Raw genomic sequence first — 17,183 nt, forward strand, 5'->3', positions numbered from 1 at the left:
CTCCGTGGTTGGTGAGCTGAGACCGGTAACCGTGACGGTCCCCCACGCAGCCGCGGTCTGCCATGCTTCGCTTGCGCCAACCGAGCCGTTGGTCTGCACCCAGTTGTTCCCGCTCACTGCCGGCGATACATACATGGCATACGATAACCCGCTTGCTTCCGAGGCATGCTCGTTCACCTGTACATCCGCGGTACTTGCGGTGGCATTGTCCACCGTGGGCGCGGGAGGCTGATACGGCTTGACACATCTATCGGTGGTGACCTCGGTGGTCGTGCTGTTCCCGTAATCGTCAACGTGAATGCACCTGATTGCATCGAAATAGTCGTCGCCGTTGACCGCTACGGAAAGTGTCACCGGTGAGGGGTTGGCGGTGTTACCGTCACCAGCCGTACCGGCGTCGTAGCCGGCGCCGTTGAGATCGTAATAGAATGTATTGGTATTGGGATTACCGTCGGTAAAAGCGGCGTCGAGCTGAAAGCCGGTACCGGCGACGGGCGGATCGGTTTCAAAATGGACTGCCGTGGATACGGACGGATCCTGATTGTCGACCGTAAAGGCCGCAGAGGTCTGAGTGGTGCCGTCAATGGTCCCGTCGTTGGGAGTTACCCGGATATACACCGAGGCGTCTTCACCGGTAAAGGCGCCATTTTCGTTCCCGGCATTATCGGAGTCCCAGACAAACGTTACATTGCTCCGGTTGGTGGTGATGCCGGTGATCTGGCCGGTCGATGCGCCGGTACCTGTGCCGGTATTGTTGACCGTTCCGGTGGAAGCACTCGAGATATATGCCTGGTACCAGGTGGAATTGTCGTAGGAGTATTCGATCAGGAGTTTGCAGTTGTCGCCATCAGCGTCACTGAGATCATATTGAACGGTGACTTGTCCATTACCTCCGGTTCCCTGCGAGTAGGAATCGAGGTTTACGGAAGGCGCATTGTTTGTAACGGGAGCAAACGCAGCAAGAACATGGCCGTATAGCTCCGGATTAGTACTAAAGCTTCCCCACCCCATACTTTCGGAACCGGCGGTTGCTTTAGACTCTGTGGACATACCTACTCCAGCCCAAGTATTTACAATTTCTTTTTCATTTTGCTGGCCTGTAGAAGGAACCGCAGTATTATAACCACCGGTGCCTTTTTTGTTTGTTTGAGCATCAACGATCCAGGCGCCATCGGTGAGTGTCGTTACCGAGGTACTGAAACTGGAATAGGGAGTACCGCTTAGTCCTGATGATGAATTATTCGCTTCAGGAGCCTGCTGGGCGACATCGTACAAACTGATTGCTGCGCAGGCATTATTATTATTAGTTCCACTATAGGTTACCGCTATAGTATACGCTCCGCCGCTTGCCGGCAAGCTGGATTCAATGGCATACCAGAGACTGACTTCGATATCTTCTCCCCATCCCCCGGCAGGGCCTGCGTCAGCTATTTTTGTCATGCTAGTCCCATTATAGGTGACACTAGTGACCTGGTTGTCGGTTGAGCCTTCGCCTGCATCCGCTGCCGAAGCCCCGACGATAAGCACCCTATTGTCGTTAGAGCCGATAGTATGACTCCACGAGCAGGTATTTGTGCTGCTTGACGACCCGCTCGAGCTGGCGTCAAACCCGATCGCCGCCCAAAGGGAAACAAAAACACCAGCCGTCAATACCAGCAGGAGTGTGGCCATGAGCGGTTTATGCTTGCCGATGCTTGACTGAATATTTCTTTTTTTAGCGGGCATTGCTGTCATTATAAACTTTTTTTTCAATCACGCCAAAATAATCCAGGCATAAACACAGGAATTGACACCTGAATTTCCTTATGCTATATAATTGTATATATCTATCTAATTGTACCTGAAATCTGAATTTAAGTCAATTAAATTACGGAAATTTAACGTATTAAATGATATGTTTGTGATTGCGGTCACAGATTTGGGGGGGGTGGGAAACGACGCGACGACGCGACGACACGACGACGCGACGAGGGAAGAGGGAAGAACGAGCGCACGAGGTCACGATGGTAATTGATTAGCGGTTTTGATTGATCGTTTTGCGGCTGAGGGGTTGAATGGTTGTCATTTGTTGTGTTGGGGTGTTCAGGTTTCAGCAAAAAAGGCAAATTCCGGATTTCCAGGCTCGATAGAGCCGGCATGTCTGTAGAAAAATAGCGGCAGATTCCGGATTCTCAGGCTCGCTAGAGCCGGTATGTCTGTAGAAATGAAAGGCCAACCACCCCAATCTATTCCCCGCCTCATGAGATGCGGCATGTTTCGCTGGTTGTGGGACGTTCATATGTCCGTTATGCAGGGTTATGTATGGGCGTTCAATTGAACGCCCATACATAACATCACCGACATAATTTCTGCACGATCCTGTCGATTAGCAATATCCGGATCGTTTCGGCCCCATGGGGGCCGCCCGGAATGTACGGTATGTAAAGGGGGATATAAAAGGCATTTACCTTACCGGGTTTAAGGGCGGAAAAGTAGCGTAATCCACTGTTTAATACTATTTTACTGGCTGCAATGAGATTTGAATTTTATAATTATAACAGATTATTTATCGGTGTGTATGGCAAATCTTGAGGAGCGTTGATCTATGTCTGCTACGACATCACTGCAAATTCCACAGGATATTCTGGATTCCGCCCACCTGTCGGTGAAAGATGCCAAGATAGAGCTGGCTATCAGTCTTTATAGTCAGGGAAGGCTCTCAATTGGAAAAGCCAGAGAATTGGCGGATATGTCATTATGGGAATTCAGGCAGATTTGTGCAGCACGAAAAGTTCCGGCGCATTATGATGACAATGAATTAGAAAATGATCTAAACGAAATTAAAAAACTTTAGATCTATTATGGTCGTTGTCAGCAACACTTCTCCCCTTACCAAGTCTGTTGGGAATTAGACCGGAATTCGGCTGCAGTCCAAATCTACTAATTAAAACATATATTTGGCGGAAATATTGCATTTTATTCCGCCATATGTTATCTTTATTTATAAGTTTTGGCGGAGTGATCTATGGAAACCTCAATAATCGGCAGGAAAACCGAAAAAAAAATCCTTCACGATCTACTTAATTCGACAAAGCCGGAATTTCTGGCGTTGTATGGAAGACGTCGGGTGGGGAAAACCTTTCTTATCAGCGAATATTTTGAAGGGAAAGGGATATTCTTTGAATTAATCGGTTCAAAAGATTCATCGAATGAAGTCCATATTGCCCGATTTTTAAGTGAGCTTTCGTACAAATTTTATGGCGGAAAAGAAAAACCCTCAGCGGATAACTGGGAAGCATGTTTCGGATTGCTCAGAGAGGCTGTCGATGCCGCAATTAGCCGGGATCCCTCCGGCAAAATCGTTATTTTTTTTGATGAACTCCCCTGGATTGATCGAAATGACCCCGGATTTACGGCATCAATGGACTATCACTGGAACAGATACTTTTCCAGATCACGCTATGCGAATCTCCTTCTGATTGTTTGCGGCTCTGCCGCCTCATGGATAATAAAAAGAATTATCAGCAACAAGGGCGGCCTCCACAACCGAATAACCCGAATTATCCGACTGCTTCCATTTAACCTTTGTGAAACTCAGCAGTACCTGGAATCACGCGGTATCATCCTGGAAAAACGTCATATCCTTGAGACATATATGGCATTAGGAGGTATACCCTTTTATCTTTCCTTGATAAACAATGGCGATTCATCGGCCCAGATAATCAACAATCTCTGTTTTCGAAAAGACGGATTCCTTATCGATGAATTCGACCGCCTGTTCAGCTCTTTATTCGATAAGCATGAAACACATTTAAAAATAATCCACGCGCTTGCTTCGCTTAAAAAGGGGGCCACTCGTGATGAAATTTTAGGTGCTGCCGGCCTTGAATCGGGCGGCGAGGCAAGCATTGCGATAAAGGAACTTTCAGAAGCCGGTTTCATACTGCAAGTACCAGCGTGGAAAAAACGACATAAAGGGAAACTTTATCGTCTCATTGACGAATATGCGCTGTTTTATCTTCAATGGATAGAGCCGGTTCGAGAGCAACTGATTCTTGCAGAAACCCCTGATTATTGGCTGAAAAAATCCAATTTGCAGTCATGGAAAACGTGGGCCGGGTATGCATTTGAAGGAATCTGCTTGAAACATATCGACAAAATAAAAGAAACACTCGGAATCAGCGGCGTGGTAACATTTGAAAACAGTTGGCGGCACATGCCCGAAAAAGGTGTGGAAGAGCGGGGGGCACAGATTGACCTTATAATAGAACGGTCTGATCGGACTATTAACCTGTGCGAAATAAAATTCTCAACCGATATCTACAGACCATCGAAAAATTACCTTGATATCCTTTCACGAAAAAAACGGCTTTTCAAACAAATTACAAAAACAAATTATCATATTGTCACAACAATGATCACCACCTACGGCATTGAAAAAACACCCGGCCTGCCCTCAGCTATCGACAATTTCCTTACAATGGATAGTCTTTTTTAAACAACCTGCGAGGATCCGGAATCTCAAATCTCCATCAGGTAATTGATGAAGGGGCGCCCGGCCCATTCCAGATGGATTTGCTATTATTCTTGTTATTAATGGAAGGGGATTGCCATCCCCTTAAACCCCACGTTGAAAATGCCTTTTTGTATCCATGCGAAAGCCTTTCGCATGGGAAGAAGTCTGTCGGGAATTATCAGGCTCTGTTACTCCCCCCGTCCCATCCTTTTTCCGCACTCAAGCAATTTTCAGGACATCATAGTATATTACCTGAAGAGGCACCGTTTGCAATAAGGATTAATTTGAAAGGTCTGTTCTCATGAAACCATCCATAGCATTTTTCGACACCAAGCCGTTCGACCGGGATTTTTTCCCGAATATAAACAAGCGCTACGGCTATGCAATCGACTATTTCGAAAACAAGCTCACCCCCAAGACTGTCAAGCTGGCGAATGAGCACACAGTCATCTGTCCCTTTGTTAACGACACCCTTTCCGCTGAAGTCATCGAAGAGCTTCACCGGATTGGTATCAAACTCATTGCGCTCAGGAGCGCGGGCTATAACCATGTGGATCTCAAAGCGGCGCAGGGCAAAATCCCTGTGGTGCGGGTGCCGGCCTATTCTCCCCGGGCCGTAGCCGAGCATGCGGCCGCGCTCATGATGACCCTGAATCGCAAAACCCACCGTGCGTACTATCGAATTCGAGACAATAACTTCGCCATATCCGGCCTGATGGGCTTTGATATGTACGGCAAGACCGCCGGGGTTATCGGGACCGGGAAAATCGGCAAAGCGATTATCGAGATTCTCAGAGGATTCGGCATGACCATCGTTGCCTACGATGCCTATCCTGATGATTCCTATGCACAGGCGCATGGCTTTGAGTATCATCACCTGGATACACTCTACAAGGAATCGGATATTATCACCCTTCACTGCCCATTGACACCCGATACAAAGCATATGATAAACAAAAAAAGCATCGATACAATGAAAAAAGGGGTGATGATTATCAATACCGGACGAGGTGCGTTGATCGATTCACGAGACCTGGTCGAAGGCCTTAAATCAGGAAGTATCGGCTCGGCCGGGCTGGATGTTTACGAAGAAGAATCCGATTACTTTTTCGAAGATTACTCATCCATGACTATTACCGATGATATTTTAGCACGGTTTCTTACATTCCCGAATGTGCTGATAACCTCACACCAGGGTTTTTTCACCCGTGAAGCACTCACCGCGATTGCGGAAACGACACTGGAGAATATCAAACTCTTTTTTGAAAAGAATGAACTGCCCAATGAGGTGTGTGCGAAGTGCGGGTGATGGGGGCAGGAACGAGCGCACGAGCGCACGAAGTCACGAACGCACGAGGGGAACAACAATCGTCCTCGTCCTGGTTCAAAAAGAAAGGATACTACAGTGAATAAAAACGGGCTTATAGCGTATCTCGCACTCAGTTTCGGGCTGAGTTGGCTGATGGGCATTCTCTATCCGCTGCTTGGTGGGAAGTGGAACACCCCGGCTGCGCTGGCGGTGGCGACTGCATATATGTTCATGCCCATGATTGCAGCGATTGTCGCGCAGAAACTTGTCATGCGGGAGAACCTGAAAGAGCCGCTGGCTATTCGATTCAAATTGAACCGGTGGTTTGCGGTTGCCTGGCTTCTCCCGCCGGTTATTGCTGGGGCAACATTCGGGGTAAGCCTGCTTTTGCCGGGAGTTGAATTTGCCCCGGAGATGGAAGGTTTTCTGGCGCGGCTTCAGGAGACCATGACGCCTGAGCAGTACGCGCAGATGCAGGAGCAGATGAAAACCATACCGATAGCCCCGATTTATGTAATGATCCTTCAGGCGCTCATTGCGGCCATTACCGTCAATGCGGTCGCTGGGTTCGGTGAAGAGCTCGGATGGCGGGGATTTCTGTACAAAGAGTGGAAACACCTGGGATTCCGGCGTCTTTCGTTATTAACCGGCGCCACCTGGGGAATCTGGCATGCCCCGCTGATTCTTCAGGGACACAATTACCCTCACTTTCCCGTGGCGGGTGTTTTCATGATGATCATTTTCTGTATTCTGTGGGCTCCCCTGTTCACGCTTGTCCGCATGAAATCAGGTTCGGTAATAGCCGCTTCGATCCTCCATGGCTCAATCAACGCCTCTATCGGCATTTCGATCGTCTACGTGAAAGGCGGCAATGAGCTTCTGATCGGTGGAACCGGACTGGCAGGATTTATTGTGCTGGTTGGTGCGAATGCGTTGGTTTGGGTTTTCCGGCACAAGCTGATCGTTCCCATGCAGGGGAATTGATGGATAATAGGATACAATTAATGGAGACATTTCTCCACCGCTTCCCCCACTGCCGCTCAGGAAATGCCGTTACGATGATAATTTTTTTGCAAATCTGCTACTGCTCGTTGTCATTTTCGCATATTTAACACAGATATGCCCAAACGGTTGTGTCTTGAAATTAAATACATAATCCATTACTCTCACTCATAATATCAAAAATTTAAATAAAAATTAAACAAATGCTCTGTTTAATTTAAATACGCATAAATCATATTTAATTGGCATGTAAATTGCTTCTCTTTGATCTCTTTGTGCAGGCTCTGATAAAATCCGTTTTATTAAACTCTTTTATGATGGGGAGGTTACTATGAAAAGAAAAGCACTTGCGTTTTTGCTGATCGCTGCTTTTCTGGTATCGGCGGACCCGATTCCGATGGTCTCGTATACGGGTGAAGTGCCCGGGGTTATGAGTGAAAGTGCTGAGCTTGTTGTCCGTTATGGCGGTCAGGGGCTCGGTCAGTACGACTGGGAGATTGTGTTTATCAAAGAAGGCTCGGTTGACTGGAGTACGGTACGCTATTTTGAGTGGAATACCGACGCCACTGATGCGTACGATATGGATTTCACCCTGACCTATGATGATGCTTCCGATATTCTCACATTCGATGCAGACAATCTCACGGATATTAACGGCGATCCACTGAGCACGAGCCTTGCCGGTGTTGCCTCGTTCAACGGGGTCGGAGTATCCACAATCGTCAAAGGAACAGAATCCGATCCTTCAAGGGAGATAACACTGAGCGATCTGGTACTGAATTCGGAGAGCCTTCCCGATATCAACAGCGGTGACCATGTATGGACATCCGACAGAGAATTCGGCGGGGCATTATATACCGATAATCCGGCATTTTCATCGCTGGATTTAAGCGGGAAAATCGATTTAGACTGGACCGATGAGCCGGGTCCTGAAGACATGAAAGTGACCATGAAATTCGCGAAGGTGACGGTGCCTGAACCGGGAACGGCGTCGCTTCTTTTCCTGGGAACCCTCCTGCTTGGAGCAGGAGCGATGAGAAAACGGAAATACGAAAAATAATCAGGTATTCCGCTAAAAATCTGCACATCAAGGCCGCTTGTATACTCAAAGCGGTCTTTTACTTTTTTATCTCACCAATCCATTTGCTTTCGGTTTATGATGCCATTTGTGCCGTATTAAATCAGGCTGATTTCAGTGATGGCATGAACATTGCAAATTAAGGCATTGAATAATTCAGAATTTTTATGCTTTGCCTAACAGATATGATAAGGAAAGTGAGATTATGAGGCAAAAATCAGCGAAAATTTCAACGTTTCTCCCGTTGATCGCCTGCACCCACCTTTGCTGCTCGGGGACCATCGATCTTGCAAATAACCGGAGCTATGCGGCCGACAATACAAATCTGTCTTTTATTATCCATGCAACCGATACACTGATGAACACCTATGTCTCTGAAGATCGTGGTCTGGTAGACTATGAGGATTTCTGGGAAGATCCGCTCTTGAAAGACCTGGTCGACAGTATCGCAGTTTTTGATATGTCCGGATTGCAGTCACCCCGTGATTCTCTGGCCTACTGGATCAACAGCTATAATATCCTGGTAATCTATCACCTTCAGAACTACGGCCTGACTCCCCAGCCGCAGCATAATTTCCAGCTCTTTTCGCAGGAAATTGCCGTCTCCGGCATCTATACGAGTCTTGATAAGCTCGAAAAAGGAGAAAATCCATCGTACATAAAAAAATTCAATGAACCGCGCACCCATTTTGCGTTGGTCTGTGCGGCACTGAGCTGCCCGCCGCTTATCAACCGGGCCTATACCGGTGACAGTTTGTATGCGATTCTCGACCGAAACACCTTCGAATTTATAAACAACAATGAGTTCAACACAATTATTCCATCGGCGGGAACAGTCCGGGTCAGCATGCTATTCAACTGGTACAAAAGTGATTTCGAGGGATTCGTGCGGGATACGGCATCCGAAACAGGACTCTCCCGCAAAGCCGGGGGAACAGTAAACGATTTTATCGCAAGCTATCTCAACGATCAATCGAAAAAAGCAGCGGTACAGAATAATGCACTTGAATTTGTACCCTACGACTGGACAGTTAATAACCGGTAAGTGCATAGGTGGGAACCGGATGCTATGAAAAAAAAACTGATACTACTTATCGTACTGCTCATATCACTGTACAGGCCCTCCCGAGCAGAAACTGCATTCGGTCTCGATCTTGGTGTTTTCTCTCTGGGGACATGGATTACGACCAATGACAATACCGGTGAAACCGGCAAGGATTCATATTTCAACACGGCAAAATTTTCGCTGTATTACCATATCGGCGCCGTCAAAGCCTATGCCGGGTTCCCCGTGATGGTAACTTTCGAAGATTTCGGTGACAGCCTGCGCTATGCCGTATATCCTGCTGATCTATCGCTGTATTTCGGCAAACGACTCGGGCCGGTGGAGCCCCGGCTGGGCCTTGCTGTTCCGATGGGGTATCCGACCTCCCATACGGCCTGGATCGGCTCAAAAAACATCAAGCTCCTGACCGGGCTGGGATACCGGATCGGGTCATTCCTGAACGACAAATTAACCATCGGCGGTGAATTCCTGGGAAGGACATGCATCACCGGTATCCCCGAGGGCGGCAGATTCGGGCGTTACTCATTCAGCTCCTATCTGAGTATCGCGGCATCGATGGCACTCACCGCAAAAACAAAAATCGGCTTCGAGTTGTTCCCTCAGTTCAGCTACTATACCGATACCGACTGGGGCACGCCGGAATGGAAATCTTTCGGCCTGCTGCCCTCGCTGTCCCTGAAAACGACGCCATCGAACAAAACAGAAATAAGCCTGAAAGCAGGTTACGGCAAAGCCGTATCCGGAACCGACTGGGAAAACAATCAGACGGTTATCAGCGCCGGAGCATCGTACAATGTATACTTATGGTAAAGGCCCGTTGTTTACTTTCTCATGAAAATATTGCTGCTTCATCCGAAAATCAATTACGACAATATGGAACCCCTGGGCCTTCTCCTGCTGGCCACAGTCTGCAGGCAGCATGGCTTTGATGTCCGTGTTTTGGATATTTTTCCCGATGACAACGATTACTATATGCACAAAACACTCGAATTCAGGCCCGATATTATTGGTTACGGGTTTGAAACGCCGGCATATCCGAGAGTCATCGAGATAAACCGCACTCTGCGGGCCCGGTATCCGTCTGCGCTCTACTGCGCCGGCGGCGTGCATACCTCATCGACGCCCGAACAGACACTCAGGGAGTGTGATCTGGACATCGTGGTAATCGGCGAAGCCGAGGTGAGTTTTCCCTTGCTCTGTACCGCTCATGCCGAAGGCCGGGCGCTCGATTCAATTCCGGGAACAGGCTACCTTCGGGGAGACACCTATATCCAGACCTCTCCCCCTCCCCCGGTTGAAAATCTCGATTCGCTTCCCGTAATCGACCGGACACTTCTTGACTGTCACCAGTTTTATTTTTCTCCGCCGGGAAACATACGCGGTCTCGTGCGCCCCGGTACTGCGACCATGATTACCTCCCGCGGCTGTCCGTATGCATGCGCATTCTGCGATTCAAAATCAGTAACGGGAAAGCACTGCCGACGACGCTCGGTGGAGAATGTAGTCGAAGAGATGAAATATCTTCACTCAACATTCGGTATTACCGCCGTTTATTTTGCCGATGATATCTTTGCATCGAATAACACCTGGACCGAACATTTCTGCCGTACGCTGATCGAATCAAACCTGCACATGCGATGGGGATGTCAGTGCAGGGCCGACGGTATCTCGGAGTCGATGGTGAAACTGATGAAGCAGGCCGGATGCATTCAAATCGACATGGGTGTGGAAAGCGGGGACCCGCTGGTGCTCGATGAACTTAACAAAGGCGAATCGGTCGAAACGTTCATTCGGGCGGCCCGGATTATCCGCAACAACAAGGTCAGGCTCCTCTGTTCATTTATCGTGGGTGCGCCGGCCGAAACATGGGAAAGTATCGAAAAAACAGCATCACTGATACGACAATTGAAACCGTCGTTGACCCAGGTGTTTTCTTTGATTCCCTATCCGGGCGCACCGATATGGCGCCGGGCTATAGACAACGGGTGGATCAGCCCCCGGCTTCACCTGCATGGCTACTCCCAGAAATCAGGAGGCGGCCCGGTGCTTTCATGCGGGCTCTCTCCCGATGATCATGCCCGGGCCCGGAAATTTCTTCAGCGAATACATTTTCTCTCACATTACCGGGGGCTTATTTTCGGATGGCTCCGGTATCCCCGTTATTTACTGCTTATCATATTTTCCTGGATCAGCAACGGGTTTTATTATCACGATCTGATCACCGGCATTCGACAGCGAAACCCGGTGCTCTACTGTGAAGCAGTCTATGCGGGGTTCAACCGGTATATGCGTGATACGATTCGAAACCGCACCATTAAAACAGAAGCGGCAGTTGGGGAACGAGCTGCCGACCTGAAAATAAGCGCCCGCTTTGCAGGAATAATGCCGTTACAAAAGATAAAACAGACCGTATCAGTATGCCTCAATTTCATAAACATATCTCTCCATTAACAATTGTTCTTCCGGCAGCGCTGGGCGCGATCCATCTGGTGCTCCTGGGAACCGTTGTCTGGATTTCGCTGACCTGGCCGTACGAACACAAGGACTGGGGCGAATGGGACATGTGCTATCAGACCGAACTGATAAGCCGGGGGAGAAATCCGTATCCCCGCATAAGCCCCGATCATCTGACCGGCATTCCGTATACTTTCGGTATGCAACTGCTTGGCGCACCGCTCAATGCGCTTTTCGGCGCGCAGCTTTGGACCGGAAGACTGCTTTCTATTCTCTCTTTTACCGGTATTCTTCTGGTAACCGGCCTTGTCCTTGCGAGGAACATGCATCTGCCGCGGTTTCCGGTCTGGACAGGAGTGCTGCTGGCGCTGGCTTCCCAATCGCTAACCGGTCATACCTTTCAGAAATACCATCCCAATGCCCTGTGCCTTCTGCTCGGCATGTTCTCACTCTACTTTGCGACACTGCCCGGTCGAGGTATGAAAAAATGGTGGATCGCCCTGGCATTTGCGCTGCTTGCCTTTTATGTAAAGCAGACCGGTATCGTTTTTTTTGCAGCCCTGAGCATAAGCGGCTTTCTGATAATGCAGGAAAAAATGGTAGTACCCTTTTTGACAACCCTTGCTGCGGGTATCGGCATTGGCTACGCGGCAAACGTCGCTACCAACGGTGGTTTTTACGCATATTGTTTCGAAATACCGTCAACCTACAGGATCGTTGGGTATCGCCTGGTTCACGGAGCATACTTTCTTCTCAAGAATGGATTTTTCTTTATAGCGGCATCGATACCCTGGTTACTCTCTTTTCGCCGCAATTATACAAACCCGGTTTTCTGGGTCACAGCATTCTCCTGCGCGGCTGCACTGTTCAGCTATGCCACCACCGGCGGCTCGGTCAGTAATTTCGCCTTTGCCCTTATCCCTTTGTCGCTGACTGCTGCGGGTGGAACACACCTTATTTTAAACAAATTAAGCACACCGTTTTGGCAGTATTGTATCCCGTTACTTCTGGTGGCGCAGTTGATTATCGCGATCCGGCCCGTTGTAATTCCATCCAGACTCGACAAAAGCGTTATCAAAGAGATCGAGCGCCTGATCGCATCGAGCCCGGGAGAAATATATGCACTGGTTCATGACATGCAGGCCTATAAGGCGGGAAAAACGTTGTATACCCCGTTCAACTCCCTTTTTCAGGTCAGAGAAACCGGGATAACATCATTTCCCGAAATCGAAAAGAAAATTTCAACTCATCAATTCTCCCTGATTATTGCGCCGCACCTCTACCTGACCGATCGCCGGTATGGAGGTGATAGTATCGTGCGGTTACTAAAGAAGCATTATAAAATATGCGGTATCCATCACTCCGGCTACTACATGAGCCCGGTATATTTGCTCAAGCCCGAGACAAGGGCGCATCGTTATCACGAGCACCAAACATAATGATTTATTGTATATTCACGTTTCATGACCTGCAATTTGGGAACAGGGAATTAAATACAAGCCCGTATCGGTACCGGACTTTTATTTATAAAACATTTACCATTTAAAGGAGAATGCTTATGCCCGAAAAAGCAAAGAATCCGCTCAAAGAAAGGAGGTCAAATCTATGATTATGGTTGGAAGAAAATCTCCGGATTTTTCGGCCCGGTCCGCCTTTTTTATCGAGCGCCCGAATCGAGTTTCCCGAAATCCAATAATTTTGTCCTATCGATTGAAAACGGACCGGTGTTTGTAGTAGATTAGAAATGAAAACAACAGAAACCGGGAAGAGTAGTATCTTCTATGAAACAGGGAGGATTGATTATGGTTATGGTTGGAAAACAAGCGCCAGATTTTACGGCGCCGGCATACCACAAAGGACAATTTACTAATGTTAAACTATCGGATTACCGGGGGAAATGGGTAATGCTCTTTTTCTATCCCGGTGATTTTACCTTTGTCTGATCGACTGAAATTTCTGCGGTCGCAGAAAAATACAGCGAATTTGAGAAACTCGACGCCGAGGTACTTTCCATGAGCGTGGACAGCATGTTTGTCCATAAGGTATGGAATGATAAAGAGGTGTCGAATATGGCAACGGGTGGAGTCCCCTATCCGATGCTTTCGGACCCCGGCGGTAACGTTGGAACGGCATACGGGGTATACGATGACGATGTGGGGGTTGAAAATCGGGGACGGTTTCTTATTGATCCGGATGGTATTATCCAGGGCTACGAAATACTGACACCATCGGTCGGAAGAAGTGTTGATGAAGCCCTTCGCCAGTTGACGGCATTCCAGCATGTACGGAAAAGTAAGGGTACCGAAGCAACACCGGCAGGATGGAAACCGGGAAAAGAGACGCTCAAACCCGGTCCCCAGCTTGTGGGAAAGGTATGGGAAACCTGGAAAACAGCCAGGGCATTCGATTAAATCACCGGCCATTCAAAAATGATATCGTTCGATAAATCTCGTCATCATCGGTATAAAAATGAGGTGCGATACGCAGATAGCCCTCTCTCGGACTGCAGATAATTTTTTGTTCGGCCAGTGAGGCCGCAATTTTATCGGACGATTCTTTTTTGCAAAGCACGGAAAGAATGCCCGACCTGTTTGTATCAGGTAACCCGGGCGTACCATATTTATCGGGGTCGAGATTTTTAATAATGATATCCTGAAGCCTGAAAATTTCATCCCTAATCGTTTCGAGACCATATTTCACCGAAAGCTCATTGATACAGACAGTCAAGCCCGCCGCAAGGGAAAGTGAAACAGTGCTGTACTCAAACCGTCCGGCATCGGAGACAGGATTCCATCGGTGGTCCAGATAATCGGTCCCCTGTTTCATCATGTCGGCACCGGCGATGGCGTACTGAAGCTTATCCCTTAATTTTGGACTGGTATACAGAATACCGGTACCCAAGGGACCGCACATCCATTTCCACCCCGATGACGCCACCGCTGAGATATGGTATTCCTCAGGATAAACAGGAAGCGTTCCGAGGCTCTGGGCAGCGTCGATAACTAGATCAATTCCTTTTTCATAACAGAATTCACCCAGTCTTTTTATGTCTGCGGCAAACCCAGAGGTGAACTGGACATGACTGAGAGCGACGATCTTTGTTCGGGAAGAGACGCTTCGCTCGAGATCATCAAAGGACCAGCCAAAGGGCATTTCAGATCCAGTCTCTGATTTCTCTCCCCCCCTGTTGGGAAGTTCGATGAATTCAACGCCTTTTTTTTCCTGCATCTTCCAGGGATAGTAGTTGGCCGGATATTCGTGGGTATAACCAACAATCTGATCCCCGGCTTCGAAAGGATATCCATTGGCAATCAGAGAAATGCCTTCGGTGGTGTTTTTCATAAAAGCGATATTTGTCGGCTCTGTTTTACAAAGCGATGCTCCTGCCTCATGAAATTCCTGAAGAATTTCGCGGTATCCATAGTTGCCCGCAATGCCTTTCCTGCAATGTTCTTCGGTAAGCTCCTTTTCTCTGAGAAAGGCCGGGTAATACAGTGGAGAAACACTGCAGTGGGAAAGATAGATGAATTCTTTCTTAATCGGAAACAATTCGGGTTCTCTCTTCAGCATCAGGGAAACCTTTCTATCGGGCGAGTATTATTGTATCGTCCCTTGTTCTTTTTCAAAGACAAAAGATTAAGAACGATAATATAACTTTTGCAAGTTATGTACTATTTTGAAAATACAAGGGGGTACTGTTATCCCCCATTCAACCCCGATACAAACTTTCCATACCCCTGTTCCTGGAGGTCTTCTTTGGGAATAAACCGAAGCGCGGCGGAATTAATACAATACCGAAGGCCGGTGGGCGGAGGACCATCATTAAAGACATGGCCCAAATGAGAATCTCCATACTTGCTGCGGACTTCAACTCCATTGATACCACCATTCCTACCGTTGATTTCAATGACATTTTCATCAACAAGGGGCTTATAAAAACTCGGCCACCCGGTGCCCGATTTAAATTTATGAGCAGAGGAAAAGAGTGGTTCACCCGAAACAATATCGACATAAATACCATCATCGTTATTATCCCAGTATTCATTATTAAAGGGAGGTTCGGTTCCATCTTGTTGCGTAATTTTGTACTGGAGCGATGTCAGATTGTTTTTAATGACTTCCTCGGGTGGCTTTGAATAAACGAGATTAACCGTATCACGATCACCCCATCGGCTGTCGAGGAATCCATCTCTTCCCGAACCGACCCGATATTTTTTATAGTGCTGCTCGTTTTTTTTGTAATAGTCCTGATGATATTCTTCTGCCCGATAGAATGGCCCTGCCGGACGAACCGGGGTCACGATTGGAGAGCTGAAAATTCCCGACATTTCCAGATTCGATTTTGACTGCTCCGCAAGCATCCGCTGCTTATCATTGTGATAAAAGATCGCCGGTGCATATTGGTTCCCCCGATCGGCAAACTGGCCAGCCGAATCGGTTGGATCGATACTCTGCCAGTAAGTTTCAAGCAGCATTCCATAACCGATCCGGGTAGAATCGTAGAGTACCTGCACAGCTTCAACATGACCGGTCGCTCCTGATGAAACCTGTTTGTATGTTGGATTGTCTTCTTCCCCGCCGGTATACCCCGAAATAACTTCACTGACCCCCTCCAGCTTTTCAAAGGGGGGCTCCATGCACCAAAAACATCCGCCGGCAAAGGTTGCAACCACCATTCCTTCTTCGGCGCTTGCAATTGCATCACTGTTATGAGGAATTGTACCGTTGCAGGAGAGGATAAATGCCCCTGTAGCGAATAATGACAATACTGTTTTCATAAACACCTCCTTGTGGCATATACTTCATTCTACCTGTTCAAACTCTTATATTTAGTCGCAAAAATCGGGCCATCATTACAAAAAAAAGTGACAATGGCATTTAAATTACCGGTTATAGTCGAACAAAATCGGTATATATCATTTGAAAGGGAGAAATTATGGAACAGGCAAATCCATTACCTCAAAAAAAACCTTCGGGGGATGGGGATTTTTCGGAGAGGTATCAATTACACGGCCTGATGGTCGAGTGAAACCCTACGATTTCCTCGTTCTCTTTGAGCGGAAGGGTATTGACCTCAACATAAAAGGATGAACCATCTCTTTTATAAGCCTAGTACCGATGGGGACCACTATTCGATTCGGTTACTGCCCTGGCAAGGTTCCGGAACCCCCGCTCCCATTCCTTTTTATCGAGAAAATCGTTGAAATGGCGGCCGATAAGCGCCCGGGTTGACCTATAACCAACCAGTTGAGCACATTTCCGGTTTGCGTAGGTAATGATACCATCTTTGTTCAATGCCACATAGCCATAAGCAAGGTGGGAAATAAAGGTGTTGAACCGATCCTTTTGCTCTTTCAATTGTTTCTCAAGAGCTCTTTTTTCACTCATGAGTTTCTTGATTTTATCGGTCTTGTCCAGGGAAGATTTGTCGTCTTTCCCCACATTAGACCCTTGTCACATATGTCAGGTTCGACAGGTACGGCATGCTTGACAAAGATCAAAAGGCAGGCATGTGTTGGAGAAGGTGATTATTGAAGATATTTTTTATGATAGGCGATATGAGTCTGTTTAAGAGATTCGAAAAATCTTTTCTTGAGCTCTTCATGACTCATACCAAAATGCCCCTGGAGTTGTTCTTCATAAACAACATAGTTGATGAGAGGCATAATCCAGGTAAAGAATTCCGTTACGATCATCTGACGTTTATCCAGTGGCGCCTTTTCATTGTGGATATGTTTTTCTACAATACCGGTAATCGTATCAACTTCACTTTCAATGA

At 47.6% G+C, this 17,183-nt stretch carries 15 protein-coding genes; 11 read left to right on the forward strand and 4 right to left on the reverse strand.

The genetic code is table 11. The features are described 5' to 3' along the window. Positions 1–1,734: hypothetical protein (locus GF401_08560; GenBank protein MBD3345097.1), on the reverse strand; the 1,734-nt coding region annotated here is incomplete at its 3' end. Between the two features lie 850 nt (positions 1,735–2,584). Here GF401_08560 and GF401_08565 point away from each other — a divergent pair. From GF401_08565 to GF401_08615, 11 genes are all read left to right on the forward strand, one after another. Beyond that, the gene (locus GF401_08565; GenBank protein MBD3345098.1) at positions 2,585–2,833 is read left to right on the forward strand and encodes a UPF0175 family protein; all 249 of its coding nucleotides are present in this window, start codon (positions 2,585–2,587) and stop codon (positions 2,831–2,833) included. A 171-nt stretch (positions 2,834–3,004) separates the two neighbouring features. Continuing rightward, positions 3,005–4,477, forward strand: coding sequence for a hypothetical protein (locus GF401_08570; protein ID MBD3345099.1), 1,473 nt, complete (start codon positions 3,005–3,007; stop codon positions 4,475–4,477). A gap of 319 nt (positions 4,478–4,796) precedes the next feature. Continuing rightward, the gene (locus GF401_08575; protein ID MBD3345100.1) at positions 4,797–5,804 is read left to right on the forward strand and encodes a 2-hydroxyacid dehydrogenase; all 1,008 of its coding nucleotides are present in this window, start codon (positions 4,797–4,799) and stop codon (positions 5,802–5,804) included. A gap of 153 nt (positions 5,805–5,957) precedes the next feature. Next, the gene (locus GF401_08580; protein MBD3345101.1) at positions 5,958–6,788 is read left to right on the forward strand and encodes a CPBP family intramembrane metalloprotease; all 831 of its coding nucleotides are present in this window, start codon (positions 5,958–5,960) and stop codon (positions 6,786–6,788) included. 349 nt (positions 6,789–7,137) lie between these two features. After that, positions 7,138–7,866: a PEP-CTERM sorting domain-containing protein gene (locus GF401_08585; protein MBD3345102.1), complete on the forward strand. Its 729-nt coding sequence runs from the start codon at positions 7,138–7,140 to the stop codon at positions 7,864–7,866. A 223-nt stretch (positions 7,867–8,089) separates the two neighbouring features. After that, positions 8,090–8,929, forward strand: a complete 840-nt coding sequence (locus GF401_08590; GenBank protein MBD3345103.1) for a DUF547 domain-containing protein — start codon at positions 8,090–8,092, stop codon at positions 8,927–8,929. Positions 8,930–8,953: 24 nt separating this feature from the next. After that, a complete protein-coding gene (locus GF401_08595) occupies positions 8,954–9,760 on the forward strand; it encodes a hypothetical protein (GenBank protein ID MBD3345104.1) in 807 nt (268 codons plus the stop codon). Positions 9,761–9,781: 21 nt separating this feature from the next. Next, the gene (locus tag GF401_08600) at positions 9,782–11,401 is read left to right on the forward strand and encodes a radical SAM protein (GenBank protein MBD3345105.1); all 1,620 of its coding nucleotides are present in this window, start codon (positions 9,782–9,784) and stop codon (positions 11,399–11,401) included. After that, a complete protein-coding gene (locus GF401_08605) occupies positions 11,368–12,843 on the forward strand; it encodes a hypothetical protein (GenBank protein MBD3345106.1) in 1,476 nt (491 codons plus the stop codon). The genes GF401_08600 and GF401_08605 overlap by 34 nt, the downstream gene beginning before the upstream one ends. A gap of 363 nt (positions 12,844–13,206) precedes the next feature. Continuing rightward, entirely contained in the window at positions 13,207–13,347 is a 141-nt protein-coding gene (locus GF401_08610; GenBank protein ID MBD3345107.1) for a redoxin domain-containing protein, read from the forward strand. Between the two features lie 9 nt (positions 13,348–13,356). Next, positions 13,357–13,815 carry a redoxin domain-containing protein gene (locus GF401_08615; GenBank protein ID MBD3345108.1) on the forward strand — a complete coding sequence of 153 codons (459 nt, stop codon included), beginning with the start codon at positions 13,357–13,359 and terminating at the stop codon, positions 13,813–13,815. Between the two features lies 1 nt (position 13,816). Here the strand turns inward: GF401_08615 and GF401_08620 are convergent, their stop codons facing one another. The 3 genes from GF401_08620 to GF401_08630 all read right to left on the reverse strand — a co-directional run bounded on the left by GF401_08620 (position 13,817) and on the right by GF401_08630 (position 16,846). Further along, on the reverse strand, positions 13,817–14,974 hold the full coding sequence (locus tag GF401_08620; GenBank protein ID MBD3345109.1) for an aminotransferase class V-fold PLP-dependent enzyme: 1,158 nt from the start codon (positions 14,972–14,974) through the stop codon (positions 13,817–13,819). 128 nt (positions 14,975–15,102) lie between these two features. Next, positions 15,103–16,182 carry a peptide-methionine (S)-S-oxide reductase MsrA gene (gene msrA, locus GF401_08625; protein ID MBD3345110.1) on the reverse strand — a complete coding sequence of 360 codons (1,080 nt, stop codon included), beginning with the start codon at positions 16,180–16,182 and terminating at the stop codon, positions 15,103–15,105. Positions 16,183–16,513: 331 nt separating this feature from the next. After that, the gene (locus tag GF401_08630) at positions 16,514–16,846 is read right to left on the reverse strand and encodes a PAS domain S-box protein (protein MBD3345111.1); all 333 of its coding nucleotides are present in this window, start codon (positions 16,844–16,846) and stop codon (positions 16,514–16,516) included. Between the last annotated feature and the right edge of the window lie 337 nt (positions 16,847–17,183).

The organism is Chitinivibrionales bacterium (assembly GCA_014728215.1).
Classification (GTDB): Bacteria; Fibrobacterota; Chitinivibrionia; order Chitinivibrionales; family WJKA01; genus WJKA01.